This window comes from Sinorhizobium mexicanum, assembly GCF_013488225.1.
Taxonomy (GTDB): Bacteria; Pseudomonadota; Alphaproteobacteria; order Rhizobiales; family Rhizobiaceae; genus Sinorhizobium; species Sinorhizobium mexicanum.
Map to the genome: position 1 here is coordinate 4,145,849 of NZ_CP041238.1, position 18,481 is coordinate 4,164,329.

The following is an 18,481-nucleotide window of genomic DNA, read 5'->3' on the forward strand; positions in this document are numbered from 1 at the left end:
AAGCCGGCCGCCGTTGAACGCCGTCATATACGCAACCATGCCTATGGTCGTCACCTACTCGCGGACAAGGCAAAAATTTTGTGAGAATAATGCGCAAGAAAACGTCGGGAGTAAGATCGCCGAAATCCATGATCATCGTCAGAATGGCGCCACGCGACCGCCGGCGCGCGCTTGTCAGTTTCGACGGCAGGACGGAGCAGGCGGCGATCGGCCGAAGCGGTGTGACGGCGATCAAACGCGAGGGCGACGGCGCGACACCGCGGGCATCGATGAAGCTGATCGGCGGATACATGCGCCGCGACCGCATCTCGTTGCCGCCGACGCGGCTGCCGATGCGTGCCACCCGCCGCGACATGCTGTGGTGCGACGATCCTGCGCACGCCTCCTATAACCGCCCGGCCAAAGCCCCGCTCACGGTGAGCCACGAGACGATGATGCGCGACGACGGCCTCTATGACATATGCCTGGTCATGGATTGGAACATTTTCTGCAGACGGCGCAACGCGGGCTCCGCGATCTTCTTCCACCTGATCCGTCCCGGCTACGAGCCGACGCAGGGCTGCGTCGCCGTCAGCCTGCCGGCAATGAAGCGGCTGATCCGGCATATGCACCGCGGAACGATCGTGAAGGTGGGGTAGGAAGCCGACGGCTGCATCACGTTCCGTCGTCCAGCATTCGCGGCATCACGAACTGAACGAGCCGGCCCGTACCGGGCGCAATCTCAGACCATTGCTCGATAGTGAAATCCATGACGGCGAGCCCGGCCGTCGGAAACTTCTCGCGCAGGCGCGCCAACGCCACCTCGTCGCCGCCTCCAATGAGGAGGAGAGCAAGCTCCGCCATGCCCGGGTTGTGCCCGACGAGCATGAGCTTCTCGACCGACGGCTCCACCTTTCGGATCACATCGATCATCGCCTTGGCGGCGACCTCGTAGATGGCGACGGCGTCGCGGGCTTCAACCTTGTGCGGCAACGCCTCGGCCACGAGCTCCCAGGTCTCCTGCGCACGCCGGGCGGTCGAAACGAGCGCGAGATCCGGGATCAGCTCCTGTCTTGCCATGAAGGCGCCGATTGCCGGCGCCGCCCTCCGGCCGCGGCCGGCAAGCGGGCGGCGATGGTCGGCGACACCCTCGGGCCAGGCGGATTTGCCGTGGCGGAGCAGCAGGAGGCGGCGTGTCGGGGGTCTGGCGTCGTCAGGCATGGGTTTCCTCATCTGTCGGGCCGGTTGCTCCATTCTCGCACCGTCGCGCGCATAAAAAAAGCCGCCCCGAAGGGCGGCCTGAGATGCCGGAAAAGCTCGAACCGGCCTATTTCCATTCGCGGATATCGACGAAGTGCCCGGAAACCGCCGCGGCGGCCGCCATCGCCGGCGAGACCAGATGCGTGCGCCCCTTGAAACCCTGACGGCCCTCGAAGTTGCGGTTCGACGTCGAGGCGCAGCGCTCGCCCGGCTTCAGCCGGTCGTCGTTCATCGCCAGACACATGGAGCAGCCCGGCTCGCGCCAGTCGAAGCCCGCTTCCTTGAAGATCTTGTCGAGGCCCTCGGCTTCCGCCTGCTCTTTGACGAGGCCGGAACCCGGCACGATCATCGCCGAAACGGTCGAGGCGACCTTGCGGCCCTCGACGACCTTGGCGACGGCGCGCAGGTCCTCGATGCGGCCATTGGTGCAGGAACCGATGAAGACCCGATCGATGGCGATGTCGGTGATCTTCGTGCCCGGCTTGAGGCCCATATAGTCGAGCGCACGCCATTTCGAGGCGCGCTTGGTCTCATCCTGGATTTCATCCGGGTTCGGAACGATGCCCTGCACGGAGACCACATCTTCCGGCGAGGAACCCCAGGACACGATCGGCGGCAGATTGGCAGCATCGAGCACGACGACGCGGTCGTAGTGGGCGCCCTCGTCCGTGTGCAGCGTCTTCCAGTATTCGAGCGCCATGTCCCAGGCCTTGCCCTTCGGCGCGCGCGGCCGGTCCTTGATGTAGGCGAAGGTCGTCTCGTCCGGGGCGATCAGGCCGGCGCGGGCGCCGCCTTCGATCGTCATGTTGCAGATCGTCATCCGGCCTTCCATCGAGAGCGACCGGATGGCTTCGCCGGCGAATTCGATGACATGGCCGGTACCGCCGGCCGTGCCAATCTCGCCGATGATCGCGAGGATGATGTCCTTGGCGGTGACGCCCGGCGGCAACTGGCCGTCGACGCGCACCAGCATGTTCTTTGCCTTCTTCTGGATCAGCGTCTGCGTCGCCAGAACATGTTCCACTTCCGAGGTGCCGATGCCGTGCGCAAGCGCGCCGAAGGCCCCGTGCGTCGAGGTGTGGCTGTCGCCGCAGACGATCGTCATGCCCGGCAGCGTGAAGCCCTGTTCGGGACCGACGATGTGGACGATGCCCTGGCGCTTGTCGTTCTCGGAGTAGTATTCGACGCCGAAGTCGGCGGCGTTCCTGGCGAGCGCCTCGACCTGGATGCGGCTCTCTTCGTTCTTGATGCCGAGGTGGCGATCGGGCGACGTCGGGACGTTATGATCGACGACGGCAAGCGTCTTTTCCGGCGCGCGGACCTGACGGCCGGCCATGCGCAGGCCCTCGAAGGCCTGCGGGCTCGTCACCTCGTGAACGAGGTGACGATCGATGTAGAGAAGACAGGTGCCGTCGTCCTGGCTGTTGACCAGATGATCGTCCCAGATCTTGTCATAGAGGGTACGCGGTGCGCTCATGGCGATATTCCATTTGAATTTTCAGAATATGGGGAAAAGGCCGGCAGCAGGGCAGCCGGAAAACTGACCGACGATCAGGATAGGCGGCTGGTAAGCGCGCCGGAGACCCGCGCGAAAAAGCGTGCCGGCAGACGCTTGTGGTCCTGCAGCACGACGATTTTCTGTTCGCGACATCCGAATTTGGATTCCATGGCCGTGCTCATATCAATTTTTCGGCTGTTCGGCAATCGAGGAGATGGTGCGAACCGGCACCCCTTCTCTGCGAATGCGAACCCTACCGCGCTTCCGCCCTTCTCAGCCGCCGCTCGAGCGCCCGGAGAGCCAGCGACAGGCCGATCGTCAGGATGAGATAGACATAGGCGACGATGGAATAGGTCTCGAAGAAGCGGAACGAGCCCGAGGCGTAGATCTTGCCCATCTGGGTGATATCGGCAACGCCGAGCACCGAGACCAGCGAGGAATCCTTGACCATCGCCACGAAATCGTTGCCGAGCGGCGGCAGGATGACGCGGATCGCCTGCGGGAAGACGACGAGGCGAAAGCGCTGGTAGCGCGAAAGCCCGAGCGCCTTCGCCGCCTCCACCTGCCCCTTGTCGACCGACTGGATGCCGGCGCGAAAGACCTCCGCGATGAAGGCCGAATAGCCGATCATCAGCGCAATGATCGCCCGCCACATCAGCGAGATGTCGCGAACCACGAGCGGCTCCACCCAGCCTGCCGAAATGAAGGGCGCGGCTGCAAAATTCGCAACGACCACCAGCGCCGGAGCCCCTACGAAGGCGATGTAGAAAAGCAGGACGAGGATCGGCACGCCACGGATTACCTCGGTGTAGAAGCGCGCCGTCTGGCGGAGCGCAACGTGCTCGGAAAGCGCCATAAGCGCCACCCCGAGTCCGAGCACCGTCGCAAGCACAAAACCCACCAACGTCACGAAAATGGTGACGCCGATGCCCTTGAGGACAACGCCGAAAACCTGCGAAAAGATGTCGTTGGTTGCAATGACCGCGGCGAGTGCTGCGGCGATCAAGAGAAGGGCGACCAGCCACCAGGGATAGTCGCCCTTTTCGGAAGTGTCGGATCTAACTGGCGCCATCATGATTCCGATAAGTTGGAGCGGGATTGTTCCCTCATCCCGCTCCGGCGATCAGCCGCCCATCTTGTAGTCGAGGAACCACTTCTTGTTCAGCGCATCGAAGGTGCCGTCCTCCTTCAACGCCTTGATGGCGGCATTGACCGGGGCGACGAGATCGGAGCCCTTCGGGAAGATGAAGCCGAAATCTTCGGTGCCAAGCGGCTCGCCGATAACCTTGAGTTTGCCTTCGGACGAATCGACATAGCCCTTGGCGGCCACGCTGTCGGTCAGCACCAGGTCGACGTCGCCGGCCTTGAGCGCCTGCACGGTCGCGCCGAAGGTCTCGAACAGCTTGATGCGCGAGTTCTGCTCGTTGCCGTCGAGGATTTCATAGACTGCCGTGTAGAAGGGCGACGTGCCGGGCTGGGCACCGATCAGCGCATCCTCAACGGCGGCGAAGCTCTTGGCGTCCTTGAATCGGGCTTCGTCGCCGCGCACCAGCATGAACTGCTGCGAGCGCATATAGGGATCGGAGAAGTCGACCTTTTCCTTGCGGTCGTCCTTGATGGTGATGCCGGTCATGCCGATCTGGTACTGCCCGTCGGAAACGGCCTGGATCATCGCGTCCCAACTGGTGTTCTGGTACTCGACCTTGAAGTTCAGCCGCTTGGCGATCTCGTTCATCGCGTCATATTCCCAGCCGACGGCCTGGCCGGTCTTCGGGTCGACGAACTGCAGCGGCGGATAGGCGTTCTCGGTGACGACGACAACCGTCTTGCCGCCGAGGTCCGGCAGGTCGCTCGCGACAGCAGGCGCAGAGAATGCGAATGGAACGGCAAGGGCTGCGGCGATGCCGGCAAGCACGTGGCGGCGGATTGTCATTTGCAGGAGCTCCCGAAAATTGTGGCGCCCGAAAATGTCATAAAATTTGCGGGGAAGACAAGCGGTTAGTGCCAAAAAGAAAGGCGGCTCGAAAGCCGCCTTCCTGACAATTCCGAGGAAATGAAATCTTATTCCGCAGCGTTTTCCGCTGCCTTTGCTTCTTCCGCTGCCTTTGCCTCGGCGGCTTCGGCTGCTGCCTTCTCGGCTGCGAGAGCCTGGGCGGCTGCAACCTTTTCAGCCTCGATGCGTGCCTTCTCGTCGGCAACGGCCTGGCGCTCGGCTTCGTTCAGCTTGCGGGCGCGCGTGCCGGTGTTCTCGACGATACGAGCCGACTTGCCGCGACGATCGCGCAGATAGTAGAGCTTGGCGCGACGGACCTTACCGCGGCGAACCACTTCGACGCTCTCGACGAGCGGAGAGTAAACCGGGAATACGCGCTCGACGCCTTCGCCGTAGGAAATCTTGCGAACGGTGAAGCTTTCGTTGAGGCCGCCGCCGGAACGGGCGATGCAGACGCCTTCATAGGCCTGGACGCGGGTACGGTTGCCTTCGACAACGCGGACGTTGACGCGGACGGTGTCGCCGGCGGAGAAAGCGGGAAGGGTGCGCTTTGCGGCGATCTTTGCTGCCTGTTCGGCTTCCAGCTGCTGGATGATGTTCATCGGTCTAACCTTTGCGTTCTTCTGAAACAGCCAGAGCGCTCTCGACCGGCCTGTCGGGTTTCCCTTCAAGCCTTGCCGTATTCATGGCAGGAGCGGATTCGCCATTCTTTGTTGATGGTCGACGGGCAAAGAACCCGAACCGGGGCGGCACATACACCAAACGAACCGCCTTGTCATCCCCGAAAGCCGATTTTCTGCTGCGTGTTTCCTTAAGATCCCAACCGACCTACGGGCAGAACATGCAAATTCAGAGTGCTGCAGCGTGCTTTCCGCATCCGAAGACGCGCGGCGCTGTAGGTGCCTCCGCCTCGCAAGGGGCATTTTATCAGAATTGGCTGAAATTACCGACATGGGAGACACGATCGACGACGGGCTTGCGGTCGCTATCGCCAGCGGCTATCCCGGTGCCCACGCGGTTCGGGGATGGCCATGACGATTGTTCAAGCTCTTCTGCTTTTTGTTTCGGGATTCCTCTCCGGTGTTGTCAATGCCATCGCAGGCGGCGGCACCTTTCTGACCTTCGGCGCAATGACGCTCGGCGGCCTGCCGCCGATCGTCGCCAACGCCACCTCGTCGATCATCCAGTTGCCCGGCTACATCACCTCGGCGCTCGCCTATGCCAAGGAAATCCGGGCGGACCGGCAGAACGCAATCTTGCTCGGCGTCATTTCGGCGATCGGCGGACTGGCGGGTGCGCTGCTCCTGCTCTCACTCTCCAACCCGTCCTTCCGCGCAATGGTGCCCTGGCTGCTGATCCTGGCGACCGCGATCTTCGCTGTCGGTCCGCTGCTCAAGCCGAAGGTGCGCAGCGACGAACACCGGATTGGCCCGCTTGGCGTCGCCAGCCAGATGGCGACCTCCATCTATGGCGGCTTCTTCGGCGCCGGCATGGGCATCATGATGCTGGCGGTGCTGGGGCTCGCGACCGGTGGCGGCTACCATCGGCTGAACGCGCTGAAGAATTTCATCTCGATCGTGATTGCCGCAATCGCCATCGCGGTCTTTGCCGCGGGCGGGGTCGTCTCCTGGCTGCACGCGGCCATCATGGTTCCGGGTGCGGCCCTTGGCGGCTATTCGGGGGTCTGGGCGGCGCGACGCGTCCCGCAGGCGATCATTCGGGCGCTCGTCGTCGCGGTCGGGCTGCTGCTTGCCGCCTATTATTTCTTCACCGGCTGACCGCCAAGCTTGATCCACGCGTGGTTATTCCGAAAACCGGTTCCCACTTTTCGGATCACGCTTCAGCAGATCCGGCCGGCGCTCCGCCGTCAATTTTCGGGCTTCGGCCTCGCGCCATTTGGCGATCGCGCCATGATTTCCCGAGGTGAGCACGGCCGGGATTTCATGGCCTTCGAAGACCTGCGGCCGCGTATAGTGCGGGTGCTCCAGGAGGCCGCCCTCGAAACTTTCGTGCATGCCGGACAATTCGTTGCCCATCACTCCGGGCAGGATGCGCACCACGGCATCAAGCAGCACGAGCGCCGCCGGTTCTCCGCCGGAGAGAATATAGTCGCCGATCGACACTTCCTCGAGATTGCGCGTATCGATGACCCGCTGGTCGACACCCTCGAAGCGGCCGCAGACGATGACGACGCCGGCGCCACCGGCGAGCTCCCGCACGCGCTCCTGCGTCAGGGGCCGGCCGCGCGGGCTCATCAGCAGCCGCGGGCGGTCATCGTCGGCCGCGACCCGGTCGATGGCGCGGGCCAGCACGTCGGCCTTCAGCACCATGCCGGCACCGCCGCCGGCCGGTGTATCGTCGACAGTGCGATGCTTGTCCTCGGCGAAATCGCGGATCTGCACCGCCTCCATCGACCACTGCCCGCGTTCCAGCGCCTTGCCGGCGAGCGAGACGCCGAGATGCCCGGGAAACATCTCCGGATAGAGCGTCAGGACCGTCGCGCGAAAGGACATCGCCGGACCGCTCACTTGTTCTTCTTCGAGAACGGATTGCCGGCGCTTTCGTCCTTGTCGTCGACAAGACCCGCGGCGATCGGGTCGACCAGCAGTCTGCCACCCTCGAGATCGATCTCGAGCACCGACCATTCGGTGAAGGGGATCAGCACCGGCCGCCTGCCCGGCCCCTTCAGTTCCAGGAGATCGCCGGCGCCGAAATCGAAGACGCCGGTCACCGAGCCGTAGCTCTTGCCGGCGCCGTCCACCGCCTCCAGCCCTTCGAGATCGGCGTAGAAAAACTCGTCCTCGTCGAGATCGTCGTCGGGAAGGTTGTCGCGCTCGATAAAGAGCTCAAGCCCGTTGAGGGCCTCGGCCGCATTGCGGTCGTTGATGCCGCGAAAGCGCACGACCACTACGTTCTTCGCCTCGCGGATTTCAAGCACCTCGAAGACGCGCCCGTCGGCACTGTGCAGATTGCCGTAGTCGCCGAGCGCAGTCGGATCGGCGGTAAAGGATTTCACCCGCACTTCTCCGCGCAGGCCCTGGGCCGCGCCGATGGTCGCCATCAGGACTGGGTTTTCAAGCTTGCTCATAGTCTCAATCCATTTCGGGACCTACAGCGCCGCGCGTCTTCTCAGACGCGCAAAGGATGCTGTAGCACCTAGAACGTCTGCGCGATCCGTGTGCACATAAAACAAAACGGGCGGCATGGAAATGCCACCCGTTTGTCACGTCCGTTTGGCGGATATTATTCCGCGGCAGCTTCGGCAGCGGCAGCAGCTGCTTCTTCAGCACGCTGCTTGGCTTCCGCGGCACGTTCCTGTGCCTTCTTGCCGGGCTGCGCCTTGGTCGGGTTGTTGCGGGCCGGGCGCTTTGCAAGACCAGCCTGGTCGAGGAAGCGCAGCACGCGGTCGGTCGGCTGTGCGCCCTGGGCGATCCAGTGCTGGACGCGCTCCTTGTCAAACTCGATGCGCTTTTCGTCGTCCTTGGCGAGCATCGGGTTCCAGGAACCGAGCTTTTCGAGGAAGCGGCCGTCACGGGGGCTGCGCGCATCGGCAACGACGATCTGGTAGTAGGGGCGCTTCTTGGAACCGCCACGGGCGAGACGAATTTTCAGTGCCATTTCAGTTACTCCTTGCAGGCTTTCTTGACCGCTTCGTTCAAGCGGAACGTGTGGCGCCGGCGTTGCTCGCGGGTTGCGAGCGATCGGCGGCGATGGCTTCATGATGCCGGATGACTTCCTTGATGATGAAGTTCAGGAACTTCTCGGCGAAATCCGGGTCCAGATTGGCATCCTTCGCCAGGCGGCGAAGGCGTTCGATCTGGTATTCCTCGCGCGCCGGATCGGCCGGCGGCAATTGATGCTTGGCTTTCAGAACGCCGACCGCCTTGGTGCAGCGGAAGCGTTCGGCCAGCATGTGGACGAGCGCGGCATCGATATTGTCGATCGACTGCCGGTAGCCCGCCAATTCCTGTCTGATCTCGGGATCAATCATTCTCTGCGATCCTCACTTCTTCTTCGGCAGGCCGGGAAGACCCGGGAAGCCGCCACCAAGACCCGGAAGCTTGGCGCCGCCCAAACCAGGCAGCCCGCCGCTGCCGAGACCGGGCAGGCCGCCGCCGGGTTTTCCGAGTCCGGCGGCCTCGGCCTGCTTCTGCAGGGCTTCGAGCTGCTTGGGGTCGAGCTTCGACAGATCCGGCATGCCGCCGCCCAGGCCCCCGAGGCCCATCTTGTTGGCAAGGCCGCCCATCATCTGCTTCATCATACCGCCTTTGCCCTTGCCGCCCATCATCTTCATCATGTCCGCCATCTGGCGGTGCATCTTGAGAAGCTTGTTGATGTCGGCGGCATCGGTGCCGGAGCCGCTAGCGATGCGCTTCTTGCGCGAATGCTTGAGGATGTCCGGGTTGGCGCGCTCGGCCCTGGTCATCGACGAGATGATCGCGAGCTGGCGCTTGAAGAGCCTGTCGTCGAGGCCGGCAGCGGCCATCTTGTCCTTCATGCCGGCCATGCCCGGCATCAGCCCCATGATGCCGCCCATGCCGCCCATTTTCTGCATCTGCCGCAGCTGGTCGGCGAGGTCGTCCAGGTCGAACTTGCCCTTGGCCATCTTGGCGGCCATCGCCGCCGCCTTCTCGGCGTCGATGTTTTCCGCCGCCTTTTCGACCAGCGAAACGATATCGCCCATGCCGAGGATGCGGTCGGCAACGCGGCGTGGATGGAACTCCTCGAGTTCGTCCATCTTTTCGCCGACGCCGATCAGCTTGATCGGCTTGCCGGTGACGGCGCGCATCGACAGTGCCGCACCGCCGCGGCCGTCGCCGTCCATGCGGGTCAGCACGAGACCGGTGATGCCGACACGGTCGTCGAAATTGCGGGCAAGATTTACGGCGTCCTGACCGGTCAGCGCATCGGCGACGAGCAGGATCTCGTGCGGATTGGACTTCCGCTTGATCTCGGCCATCTCGATCATCAGCGGCTCGTCGATATGGGTACGGCCGGCGGTATCGAGGATGACGATGTCATGGCCGCCGAGCTTGGCCGCCTGGACGGCGCGGGCGGCAATGTCGGTCGGCGACTGGCCGGCGATAATCGGCAGCGTATCGACGCCGGTCTGGACGCCGAGCTGGCGCAACTGCTCCTGCGCGGCCGGACGACGCGTGTCGAGCGAGGCCATCAGGACCTTTTTCTTGTCCCTGCTCGTCAGCCGCTTGGCGATCTTGCCGGTCGTCGTCGTCTTGCCCGAGCCCTGGAGGCCGACCATCATGATGACAACCGGGGCCGGCGCATTGAGATCGATCGGCACACCCTCGGAACCGAGCATCGCGACGAGCTCGTCATGGACGATCTTGACGACCATCTGGCCGGGCTTGATCGATTTCAGGATTTCGGCGCCGACCGCCTTCTCGCGAACCTTCTCGGTGAAGGTACGCACGACATCGAGCGCCACGTCCGCTTCGAGCAGCGCACGGCGAACCTCCCGAAGCGCCGCGGAAACATCAGCTTCCGACAGGGCACCGCGGCCGGTCAGTCCATTCAATATGGAACCAAGACGGTCCTGGAGGCTCTCGAACATTCTCTCTTCCTTCTGGTTTCCGGTTTCACCAACGGCTCAGCCGGAAACGTGGGTTCCCTCGCACGGAAAACAAGGCGCAAAGCCAAAAACCACCCGAGGGCGCAACGCGCTGTCGGATGTTGACCTCCGGGCTCTCTTTATACCTTTGCGGGGCCCGGTCGGCGGCTTCGAAGTCATCACTTGCGAAGGAATTTGGCCGCGATAAACAGGAAAGCTGGCGAAAAGTCAAGGATCGGCGGCAAATTCGCTTGAAGCCGCATCAGGTCAGCACGGCGCCGCGCCCTTCCAGCGCCTCGGCATGCTTGCGCCATCCGGCTTCATCGCGGCTCAATACGGCGTTTTCGAGGATTTCGACCCGATAGCCGCGATTAAGCGCGCCGTTGGCGGTGTTCTGGACGCAATGGCAGCCGTCGAGCCCCGTCAGTAGCAAGGTGCCGACCCTGTTTGCAGCGAGATAGCCCTCAAGCTCTGGCGAGGAGAAGCCATCGCCGAGCGATTTCACCACCTCGAAATCCGGCGACAGCGGCAGTCCGAGATCGAGCCCTTTCGATCCGGGGATTCCCCGCCCCTCGCCGAAAAGCCAGATCATCAGCCTGGTGAGCGGCGCGCGATAGACATGGCTGATGGCGATCACCGGTATTTCAGCCTCGCTTGCCTTGATCGTGGCCGTGCTGATCATGGCAAGGCGCGGCTTCAGGTAGGCCTCGTCCCATCCGTATTTTCCGCCGATCGAAGTGAAGTCCTTCTGTATGTCGATGACGAGCAGCGCGAGGTTCGGCCGCATGGAAATGTCGATGCGCTCGCCCGTGGTCGGCGTATTCGCTCTCCGCAGTTCGTATTTCAAGCGTATGACGAAGAGGGCAGCCGCAACGACGACCGCCGCGACGACCGCGACAAGCGCAATCATCCGCTCTCCTCCGTGCCCAGCTGACGCGCCAGTTCCTCGAAAGCGGTGTCGACGCGCGCCATCACCCGGAGAGCCACCACCACCTCGGTCTGATTGATATCTCCGAGGACAGCATGCAGCAGCTCGAGCTCGCGCTGGTGAACGGCTTCGAAGATCTCCCGACCGGCGGTGCTCGGAACGCAGAAAAAGGCCTTGCGATGGTCGGGATTGGGCTTTTTCTCGATCAAGGCCTTTGCGAGCAGTCCCGCCGCAATGCGCTGGACGAACTGCCGCTTCATCGAAAGCCGCCTTGCCGCCTCCGGTACCGTCAGCGGCTCGTCGCACAGCATCTCCAACACGGCGCGCTCGGCAACCGTGATCCCCGCCCCTTCAAGCATCTTTTCCACCGTCCTGTTGACGTTGAGCTGGATGGGGCGGACAAGTTTGATGGCCTTGTAGAGCCGTTCCTGTTTGTCGAATCGGACGAGCATCGGCCGATAATAGCAATCGAGTTGTCACCTTCAAGAATTTGTTAGGGACTCGTGCCTGAACTCTGTGATGAGGGACCCAACGCGCCTATCTTGTTGCATGGCAACGGCAACCGAGGACGGCAATGACGAAGGGTGGCAATCCCTATTATACCGGCCCCGTTTCGGATCATTTCGACGGCGTTCGCTTCTTCAACCCCGGCGGCACCGCGCCGCGCGGCCTTGGCGCTTTCTTGCGCTGGCAGCTTGGCGGTGGTCGGGCGAGATGGCCCGCACACCGCGCCAGTCCGTTCCTGCAGGCGAGACCCGATCTCAATGTCGACGGCGACGGTCTCCGGGTCACAATGGTGGGGCATGCCACGCTGTTGATCCAGGTCGGCGGCCTGAACATCCTGACCGATCCGGTCTGGTCGCATCGCGCCAGCCCCTTTATCTTTGCCGGTCCCCACCGGCGCAACGCGCCCGGCATTCGCATGGACGACCTTCCGCCGATCGACATCGTCCTCGTCACGCACAATCACTACGACCACCTCGACGTCGACACGCTCATGGCATTGAACCAGGAACACGCGCCGCAGGTCGTGACGCCGCTCGGCAACGACACGATCATCCGGCGCTCGGTTCCAAATGCAGCAATATCCGTTGTCGATTGGGGCGACCGGGTCGAGCTCGACGACGGGATCACCATCCATGCCGAACCCTGCCATCACTGGTCGGCCCGCGGCTCCGGCGACCGGCGCATGGCGCTTTGGGCGGCCTTCGTCATCGAGACGCCGGCCGGCAAGATCTATCATGTCGGCGACACCGGCTTTCACGACGGCATCAACTATCGCGCGGCCCGCGCCAAACATGGGCCCTTCCGCCTGGCCAATCTGCCGTTCGGCTGCTACGAGCCGCGCTGGTTCATGGCGTCCCAGCACCAGAATCCGGAGGAGGCGGTCCAGGGCATGATCGCCTGCGGCGCCGGCCACGTCGCCGGTCATCACTGGGGCACGTTCCGCCTGACCAATGAAGGGATCGAAGAGCCGCTGAGAGCCCTGGAAACGGCCCTCGACAGCGCCGGCATCGAACGGGCGCGTTTCAGGGCGATGCGCCCCGGCGAGATCTTCGACGTTCCGGCGACCGCACCGAAGGCCGAATGAAGCCGGCACTGGTAATTTCCGGGCTTTTCCGCCATATACAGCGCAAATGAAGGACGCCTCCCCGAAGTGGAGGCCAGTTTGGACAATCGCGACATGGCCGACAGCGTGCAATTTGCCAGGATGAACGGGCTTGGAAACAAGATCCTGGTTGTCGACATGCGCGGCCGCAAGGATCGCGTCACGCCTCATGCCGCGATCGCGCTCAATGCCGATCCGGCGACCGAGTTCGACCAGATCATGGCGATCCATGATCCCAAGGCCGCCGGCACCGATGCCTGGATCGACATCATCAATTCCGACGGAACAATGGCACAGGCTTGCGGCAACGGCACCCGCTGCGTCGTGCAGGCACTCGCCGCCGAAACCGGCAAGAAGGCTTTCCTCTTCCACACCGTTGCGGGCCTCCTCGAAGCCAAGGAGCATGAGGACGGCACGATCTCGGTCGACATGGGAAGCCCGCGTTTCGGCTGGAACGAAATCCCGCTGGCCGAAGAATTCCACGACACGCGCCGGATCGAACTGCAGATCGGGCCGATCGACGACCCGGTGCTGCATTCGCCGTCCGTCGCCTCCATGGGCAACCCGCATGCGATCTTCTGGGTCGACGACGACGTCTGGTCCTACGAACTCGATCGCTTCGGTCCGCTGCTTGAAAATCATCCGATCTTTCCCGAGCGCGCCAATATCTCGATCGCCCGCGTCCGGTCGCGTGATGAAATGGACCTGCGGACCTGGGAGCGCGGCGCAGGGCTGACGCTCGCCTGCGGCTCGGCGGCTTGTGCCGCCGCGGTCAGCGGCGCGAGAACCGGACGAACCGAGCGGACGGTAACCGTGAACGTTCCGGGCGGGCCGCTCCTCATCGAATGGCGCGAGCGCGACGACCACGTCGTCATGACCGGGCCGGCCGAGTGGGAGTGGTCGGGCACCGTCGATCCCGCTACCGGCGCCTTTCAGCGCGACGCAGCAGCGGCTGGTGACAGCGGAGCGCGGGCGCTTTGAGCGGCGTCGAGGTCATAACCTTCGGCTGCCGCCTCAACACCTATGAATCGGAAGTGATGCGGGCCGAAGCCGAGAAGGCGGGGCTGAACAACGCCATTCTCGTCAACACCTGTGCGGTGACTGGCGAGGCCGTGCGCCAGGCACGCCAGGCGATCCGCCGCGCACGGCGCGACAACCCGCACGCCCGGATCATCGTCACCGGCTGCGCCGCCCAGACCGAGAAGCAAATCTTTGCCGAAATGGCCGAGGTCGATGCGGTGCTCGGCAACGAGGAGAAGCTCAAGAGCGCCTCCTACCGTTCGCTGCCCGATTTCGGCGTCTCGGCGGAGGAAAAACTCCGCGTCAACGACATCATGAGCGTGCGCGCCACCGCGCCGCAGATGGTGAAGCACATCGACGGGCATGTTCGCGCCTTCATCCAGGTGCAGAACGGCTGCGACCACCGCTGCACCTTCTGCATCATCCCCTATGGCCGCGGCAATTCCCGCTCCGTGCCGATGGGCGCCGTCGTCGACCAGGCGCACCGGCTCGTCGAGGGCGGTTATCGCGAGATCGTGCTGACCGGCGTCGATGCGACGAGCTATGGCGCCGACTTACCCGGAACGCCAACCCTCGGCCTGCTTGCCAAGACGTTGTTGAAGCAGGTGCCGGAAATCCGGCGCCTGCGCCTCTCGTCGATCGACAGCATCGAGGTCGACCGGCACCTGCTCGACCTGATCGCCGACGAGCCGCGCTTCATGCCGCATCTACATCTTTCGCTCCAGCACGGCGACGACCTCATTCTGAAGCGGATGAAGCGGCGGCATGCGAGCGCTGATGCCCGTGCCCTCTGCGACGAGGTCCGCCGCCTGCGGCCCGAGATCAGCTTCGGCGCTGACATGATCGCCGGCTTTCCGACCGAAACCGAAGAGATGTTCGAGAACGCCGCGCGCCTTGCGGAGGACTGCGGCATCGCGCATCTCCACGTCTTTCCCTATAGCCCGCGCCCCGGTACGCCGGCCGCGCGCATGCCGCAGCTCGATCGCGCGCTCATCAAGGAGCGTGCGGCGCGGCTGCGTGCGAAGGGGGCGGACCTCTACGCCGCCCATCTCTATCGTATGATCGGCAGCGAGCAGACGATACTGGTCGAGATGAACGGGCTGGGGCACACGGAAAACTTCACGCTCGTCGATGCGGCCGGCCTCAAGCCGCGGTCGCTCGTTGCTGTCACAATTACCGGCCACAATGGCAAGCATCTGACGATGCAACAAAAACAGATGGCTGCGGCCTGAAATCCGGACATTCCCATGGCGATTGGTTTCATCAAGAAGATCTTCTCCTTCGGCAAGGGTGCCGTCGAGGAGAAACCCGCGCCGCCGCAGGAGGCGCCGGAAGTGCGCGACGAGGCGCTGACACCCCCCTCTGTACCTTCGGGACATCTCCCCCACAAGGGGGGAGAGGGGACGGAGCACGAGGCGGCCGCAGGGGATGATCGAGCTGTCATCGAAAAGCCGGAGGCTGCCGCAGACGATCTCGCCGGCTCGCCCGAGACAACCGCACCAGAGACCGAAGTAACACGCGAAGACACCGCGGAAAACACTCCTCCTGCCGCAGATGAAAACGCTGGCTTTGCTGACGAGGGCGCGCCTCCTCCGATCTCCCCCCCTGTGGGGATGCCCGGCAGGACAGAGGGGGGTGAGGAGACCTCTCCCGACCGCGCCGCGGGGCCTGAAGACGACACGGCCAAGGCCGTGACACCCCCCTCTGTCCCAGATCAGGGGGAGACCGAGGTCACCACCGAGGGCGACCGCAGCGCCCCACGTGAGGAACCGGCGGACGGGGACGGCCTTTTCGCCTCGAGCGAGACCGAGAGCGAGGATGCCGAGCGCCAAGAGCCGGAGGCAACCGCGGACCGCGTTGGCGGCGAAGCCGTCGCGATGGACGATGAGGCGGCGACCGAAGCAACGGCCGCAGACAATCGCTCCGCCTCGCGAGAGGGGTCGGCCGGCGGAAACGACCTCGCCGCTTCGACCGAGACCGAGGATGCCAAACGTGAAGAGGCAGAGGCAAATGCGGAAATCGCCGCCGAAGAGTGGAGCGTCCTTCCTCCAATCTCCCCCCTTGTGGGGGAGATGCCCGGCAGGGCAGAGGGGGGTGAGACTCGCGACAATCTCGCGGACACATCACCACACAGCCTCCCCAAAGGCTTTGCCACCGCCGACAAGCGCCCGAAGGAAGCAGCGCCCGCCCCTCAGCCGAAGCTTTCCTGGTACCAGCGGCTGCGCCGCGGCCTCGCCCGCACTTCGTCGCAACTCACCGGTCAGATCGCCAGCCTCTTCACCAAGAGGAAGCTCGACGAGGCGACGCTGCAGGATCTCGAAGATCTGTTGATCCAGGCCGACCTCGGCGTCGAGACGGCGATGCGCATCACCGATACGCTCGCCTCCGAGCGCTATGGCAAGGACGTCTCCGGCGAGGATGTGTCGCGCATCATGGCCGGCGAGATCACCAAGGTGCTGGCCCCGGTCGCCAAACCGCTTGAGCTCGATCTCAGCCACAAGCCGCACGTGATCCTCGTCGTCGGCGTCAACGGCACCGGCAAGACGACGACGATCGGCAAGCTCGCCGCCAAGCTTTCCGGCGCCGGCCTGAAAGTGATGCTTGCGGCCGGCGATACCTTCCGCGCCGCAGCCATCGAACAGTTGAAGATCTGGGCCGAGCGGACAAAATCCGACATCGTCTCCTCGAAGCTCGGCGCCGACGCAGCCGGCCTTGCCTATGAAGCGTTCCAGCTCGCTCGCGAGAAGAAGTCGGACGTGCTGATCATCGATACTGCGGGGCGACTGCAGAACAAGGCCGAGCTGATGGCGGAACTCGAAAAGATCGTGCGCGTGCTCGGCAAGCTCGATCCCGACGCGCCGCATACGGTCCTGCAGACGCTCGACGCGACGACCGGGCAGAATGCCCTGCAGCAGGTCGAGATCTTCCGCAACGTCGCGGGCGTCAGCGGCCTGATCATGACCAAGCTCGACGGCACCGCGCGCGGCGGCATTCTGGTCGCGATCTCCGCCAAGCATAAGCTACCGGTCTACTTCATCGGGGTCGGCGAGGGTATCGACGATCTCGAGCCCTTCGAGGCGAAGGATTTCGCCGACGTAATCGCCGGCGTGGCCGCCTGATGCCCTACATGTTTCCGTAAGTCGGACCCGAAGTGCTGCTGCGTCCTTTGCGCGTCCGACCAGGGCGCGCGGCGCAGTAGGGCCGACCAACTCGGAAGAACGTTTGGACGCCGCCCGCCTCGTTGATATGGTTTTGCCGCAATGCTGGTGTTATGAGCAGCACTCAAGTGCTACAGCGACCCTTGCCCGTCTCGGACGCGCGGCGCGGTAGAAGGCGCGATATGCAAGAACAGGATCCGCATATGTCGACAATCGAAGCCGCCAAACCGCGGACAGAGGTGAGCCCGCTCCTGAAGCTCGTGCTGGAACTCGGGCCGCTCATGGTCTTCTTCTTCGCCAATTCCCGCGGCGACTGGCTGGCCGGCCGCTTTCCGGTGCTTGCCGAACTCGGCGGACCGATCTTCATCGCCACCGGGCTCTTCATGGCGGCAACGGCGATCGCGCTTGTCGCTTCCTGGATCATGACCCGGACGCTGCCGATGATGCCGCTCGTTTCCGGGATCGTCGTGTTCGTCTTCGGTGCGCTGACGCTCTGGCTGCAGAACGACACCTTCATCAAGATGAAGCCGACGATCGTCAACACGCTCTTCGGCGCGATCCTGCTCGGCGGCCTCCTGTTCGGCAAATCCCTGCTCGGCTACGTCTTCCATTCCGCCTTCAGGCTGGACGAGGATGGCTGGCGCAAGCTCACGGTGCGCTGGGGCCTGTTCTTCCTGTTCCTCGCCGTGCTGAACGAAGTCGTCTGGCGTGCCTTCTCGACGGATTTCTGGGTGGCCTTCAAGGTCTGGGGAACGATGCCGATCACTATTCTCTTCACCCTGGCCCAGATGCCGCTGATCATGAAGCATTCGCTCGAACAGGATAGCGCCGAGTGACGATCGCAGCCGGGACCGACGACAACAGACAACGCTGGGCCCGGTTCTGGCTGATCGCCTGCCTTGGTGTGCTCGCGGTCCAGATATTGGCGCAGCATTTCATGGGCCGGCTGTGGATCTGCGAATGCGGCTACGTCAAGCTCTGGGAAGGCATCGTCAAGTCCAGCGGCAACTCGCAACACATCAGCGACTGGTATACGCCGTCCCACATCATTCACGGCTTCCTCTTCTACGGCCTCGGTCACTTGGCTCTGCGCGGCAAGCCGCTGAGCGCGCGCCTCTTCCTTGCGACCGTGATCGAATCCGCCTGGGAAATTGCCGAAAACACGCCGATGGTGATCAACCGCTACCGTTCGGCAACGATCTCGCTCGACTATTTCGGTGACAGCATCCTGAACTCCACCATGGACACGCTCGCCATGGCGACGGGCTTCCTGCTCGCCTCGCGGCTGCCGGTGGCGTTGACGGTCGTGATCGCGATCGTGCTTGAGCTCTTCACCGCCTGGACGGTGCGCGACAATCTTACATTGAACGTGCTGATGCTCGTCTGGCCGCTCGATGCCGTGAAGGGCTGGCAGGCGGGGCTTTAGCGGCTCCGTCGTCCCCATTTGCCCCTCATCCGGCCTGCCGG

General features: G+C 63.6%; 20 protein-coding genes. 8 read left to right on the forward strand and 12 right to left on the reverse strand.

The genetic code is table 11. From position 1 onward, the window contains the following. The first annotated feature begins 89 nt into the window (after positions 1–89). On the forward strand, positions 90–638 hold the full coding sequence (locus FKV68_RS19505) for a L,D-transpeptidase family protein (protein ID WP_180939406.1): 549 nt from the start codon (positions 90–92) through the stop codon (positions 636–638). A gap of 16 nt (positions 639–654) precedes the next feature. Here the strand turns inward: FKV68_RS19505 and FKV68_RS19510 are convergent, their stop codons facing one another. The 5 genes from FKV68_RS19510 to rplS all read right to left on the reverse strand — a co-directional run bounded on the left by FKV68_RS19510 (position 655) and on the right by rplS (position 5,332). Next, a complete protein-coding gene (locus FKV68_RS19510; protein WP_180939407.1) occupies positions 655–1,200 on the reverse strand; it encodes a SixA phosphatase family protein in 546 nt (181 codons plus the stop codon). Between the two features lie 106 nt (positions 1,201–1,306). Beyond that, complete coding sequence (gene leuC, locus FKV68_RS19515) at positions 1,307–2,716, reverse strand: 3-isopropylmalate dehydratase large subunit (RefSeq protein WP_180939408.1); 1,410 nt, start codon at positions 2,714–2,716, stop codon at positions 1,307–1,309. 274 nt (positions 2,717–2,990) lie between these two features. Continuing rightward, the gene (locus FKV68_RS19520) at positions 2,991–3,809 is read right to left on the reverse strand and encodes an amino acid ABC transporter permease (protein WP_180939409.1); all 819 of its coding nucleotides are present in this window, start codon (positions 3,807–3,809) and stop codon (positions 2,991–2,993) included. 51 nt (positions 3,810–3,860) lie between these two features. After that, the gene (locus FKV68_RS19525) at positions 3,861–4,670 is read right to left on the reverse strand and encodes a basic amino acid ABC transporter substrate-binding protein (protein ID WP_180939410.1); all 810 of its coding nucleotides are present in this window, start codon (positions 4,668–4,670) and stop codon (positions 3,861–3,863) included. A 128-nt stretch (positions 4,671–4,798) separates the two neighbouring features. Continuing rightward, positions 4,799–5,332, reverse strand: coding sequence for a 50S ribosomal protein L19 (gene rplS, locus FKV68_RS19530; protein WP_180939411.1), 534 nt, complete (start codon positions 5,330–5,332; stop codon positions 4,799–4,801). A 429-nt stretch (positions 5,333–5,761) separates the two neighbouring features. Between rplS and FKV68_RS19535 the strand changes: the two genes are divergently transcribed. Then, positions 5,762–6,508, forward strand: a complete 747-nt coding sequence (locus tag FKV68_RS19535) for a sulfite exporter TauE/SafE family protein (RefSeq protein ID WP_180939412.1) — start codon at positions 5,762–5,764, stop codon at positions 6,506–6,508. A 24-nt stretch (positions 6,509–6,532) separates the two neighbouring features. On the opposite strand, the gene trmD is transcribed toward FKV68_RS19535, so the two are convergent. The 7 genes from trmD to FKV68_RS19570 all read right to left on the reverse strand — a co-directional run bounded on the left by trmD (position 6,533) and on the right by FKV68_RS19570 (position 11,679). Further along, complete coding sequence (trmD, locus tag FKV68_RS19540; RefSeq protein ID WP_180941577.1) at positions 6,533–7,243, reverse strand: tRNA (guanosine(37)-N1)-methyltransferase TrmD; 711 nt, start codon at positions 7,241–7,243, stop codon at positions 6,533–6,535. A gap of 11 nt (positions 7,244–7,254) precedes the next feature. Further along, complete coding sequence (rimM, locus tag FKV68_RS19545) at positions 7,255–7,818, reverse strand: ribosome maturation factor RimM (RefSeq protein ID WP_180939413.1); 564 nt, start codon at positions 7,816–7,818, stop codon at positions 7,255–7,257. A 155-nt stretch (positions 7,819–7,973) separates the two neighbouring features. Next, complete coding sequence (gene rpsP / locus FKV68_RS19550; RefSeq protein ID WP_180939414.1) at positions 7,974–8,348, reverse strand: 30S ribosomal protein S16; 375 nt, start codon at positions 8,346–8,348, stop codon at positions 7,974–7,976. 37 nt (positions 8,349–8,385) lie between these two features. Beyond that, entirely contained in the window at positions 8,386–8,721 is a 336-nt protein-coding gene (locus FKV68_RS19555; protein WP_180939415.1) for a chorismate mutase, read from the reverse strand. A gap of 12 nt (positions 8,722–8,733) precedes the next feature. Next, positions 8,734–10,302 (reverse strand): signal recognition particle protein, encoded by a 1,569-nt coding sequence (ffh, locus tag FKV68_RS19560; protein WP_180939416.1) that lies wholly within the window; start codon positions 10,300–10,302, stop codon positions 8,734–8,736. Between the two features lie 259 nt (positions 10,303–10,561). After that, positions 10,562–11,209, reverse strand: coding sequence for a cysteine hydrolase family protein (locus tag FKV68_RS19565; protein WP_209647315.1), 648 nt, complete (start codon positions 11,207–11,209; stop codon positions 10,562–10,564). Further along, positions 11,206–11,679 carry a MarR family winged helix-turn-helix transcriptional regulator gene (locus tag FKV68_RS19570; protein WP_180939417.1) on the reverse strand — a complete coding sequence of 158 codons (474 nt, stop codon included), beginning with the start codon at positions 11,677–11,679 and terminating at the stop codon, positions 11,206–11,208. Before FKV68_RS19570 ends, FKV68_RS19565 begins: the two co-directional genes overlap by 4 nt. A 122-nt stretch (positions 11,680–11,801) precedes the next feature. Here FKV68_RS19570 and FKV68_RS19575 point away from each other — a divergent pair, with 122 nt between their 5' ends. From FKV68_RS19575 to FKV68_RS19600, 6 genes are all read left to right on the forward strand, one after another. Beyond that, complete coding sequence (locus tag FKV68_RS19575; protein ID WP_180939418.1) at positions 11,802–12,818, forward strand: MBL fold metallo-hydrolase; 1,017 nt, start codon at positions 11,802–11,804, stop codon at positions 12,816–12,818. A 93-nt stretch (positions 12,819–12,911) separates the two neighbouring features. Next, positions 12,912–13,817 (forward strand): diaminopimelate epimerase, encoded by a 906-nt coding sequence (gene dapF / locus FKV68_RS19580; RefSeq protein ID WP_180941579.1) that lies wholly within the window; start codon positions 12,912–12,914, stop codon positions 13,815–13,817. Beyond that, positions 13,814–15,088 carry a tRNA (N(6)-L-threonylcarbamoyladenosine(37)-C(2))-methylthiotransferase MtaB gene (gene mtaB / locus FKV68_RS19585; RefSeq protein ID WP_180939419.1) on the forward strand — a complete coding sequence of 425 codons (1,275 nt, stop codon included), beginning with the start codon at positions 13,814–13,816 and terminating at the stop codon, positions 15,086–15,088. Before dapF ends, mtaB begins: the two co-directional genes overlap by 4 nt. Before the next feature lie 15 nt (positions 15,089–15,103). Beyond that, on the forward strand, positions 15,104–16,975 hold the full coding sequence (gene ftsY, locus FKV68_RS19590; protein WP_209647314.1) for a signal recognition particle-docking protein FtsY: 1,872 nt from the start codon (positions 15,104–15,106) through the stop codon (positions 16,973–16,975). 242 nt (positions 16,976–17,217) lie between these two features. Beyond that, entirely contained in the window at positions 17,218–17,850 is a 633-nt protein-coding gene (locus tag FKV68_RS19595) for a septation protein A (RefSeq protein ID WP_180939420.1), read from the forward strand. After that, the gene (locus tag FKV68_RS19600) at positions 17,847–18,440 is read left to right on the forward strand and encodes a DUF2585 domain-containing protein (protein WP_180939421.1); all 594 of its coding nucleotides are present in this window, start codon (positions 17,847–17,849) and stop codon (positions 18,438–18,440) included. The genes FKV68_RS19595 and FKV68_RS19600 overlap by 4 nt, the downstream gene beginning before the upstream one ends. Positions 18,441–18,481 lie beyond the last annotated feature (41 nt).

What these genes read in the sequence shown, in the direction of transcription:
- FKV68_RS19595 (WP_180939420.1), top strand. Translation starts at nt 17,218, where the DNA reads ATGTCGACAATCGAAGCCGCCAAACCGCGGACAGAGGTGAGCCCGCTC.
- FKV68_RS19520 (WP_180939409.1), bottom strand. Translation starts at nt 3,809, where the DNA reads ATGGCGCCAGTTAGATCCGACACTTCCGAAAAGGGCGACTATCCCTGG.
- rplS (WP_180939411.1), bottom strand. Translation starts at nt 5,332, where the DNA reads ATGAACATCATCCAGCAGCTGGAAGCCGAACAGGCAGCAAAGATCGCC.
- dapF (WP_180941579.1), top strand. Translation starts at nt 12,912, where the DNA reads ATGGCCGACAGCGTGCAATTTGCCAGGATGAACGGGCTTGGAAACAAG.
- leuC (WP_180939408.1), bottom strand. Translation starts at nt 2,716, where the DNA reads ATGAGCGCACCGCGTACCCTCTATGACAAGATCTGGGACGATCATCTG.
- FKV68_RS19570 (WP_180939417.1), bottom strand. Translation starts at nt 11,679, where the DNA reads ATGCTCGTCCGATTCGACAAACAGGAACGGCTCTACAAGGCCATCAAA.
- FKV68_RS19525 (WP_180939410.1), bottom strand. Translation starts at nt 4,670, where the DNA reads ATGACAATCCGCCGCCACGTGCTTGCCGGCATCGCCGCAGCCCTTGCC.
- FKV68_RS19575 (WP_180939418.1), top strand. Translation starts at nt 11,802, where the DNA reads ATGACGAAGGGTGGCAATCCCTATTATACCGGCCCCGTTTCGGATCAT.
- FKV68_RS19510 (WP_180939407.1), bottom strand. Translation starts at nt 1,200, where the DNA reads ATGCCTGACGACGCCAGACCCCCGACACGCCGCCTCCTGCTGCTCCGC.
- FKV68_RS19535 (WP_180939412.1), top strand. Translation starts at nt 5,762, where the DNA reads ATGACGATTGTTCAAGCTCTTCTGCTTTTTGTTTCGGGATTCCTCTCC.
- rpsP (WP_180939414.1), bottom strand. Translation starts at nt 8,348, where the DNA reads ATGGCACTGAAAATTCGTCTCGCCCGTGGCGGTTCCAAGAAGCGCCCC.
- rimM (WP_180939413.1), bottom strand. Translation starts at nt 7,818, where the DNA reads ATGAGCAAGCTTGAAAACCCAGTCCTGATGGCGACCATCGGCGCGGCC.
- trmD (WP_180941577.1), bottom strand. Translation starts at nt 7,243, where the DNA reads ATGTCCTTTCGCGCGACGGTCCTGACGCTCTATCCGGAGATGTTTCCC.
- ffh (WP_180939416.1), bottom strand. Translation starts at nt 10,302, where the DNA reads ATGTTCGAGAGCCTCCAGGACCGTCTTGGTTCCATATTGAATGGACTG.
- FKV68_RS19555 (WP_180939415.1), bottom strand. Translation starts at nt 8,721, where the DNA reads ATGATTGATCCCGAGATCAGACAGGAATTGGCGGGCTACCGGCAGTCG.
- ftsY (WP_209647314.1), top strand. Translation starts at nt 15,104, where the DNA reads ATGGCGATTGGTTTCATCAAGAAGATCTTCTCCTTCGGCAAGGGTGCC.
- FKV68_RS19565 (WP_209647315.1), bottom strand. Translation starts at nt 11,209, where the DNA reads ATGATTGCGCTTGTCGCGGTCGTCGCGGCGGTCGTCGTTGCGGCTGCC.
- FKV68_RS19505 (WP_180939406.1), top strand. Translation starts at nt 90, where the DNA reads ATGCGCAAGAAAACGTCGGGAGTAAGATCGCCGAAATCCATGATCATC.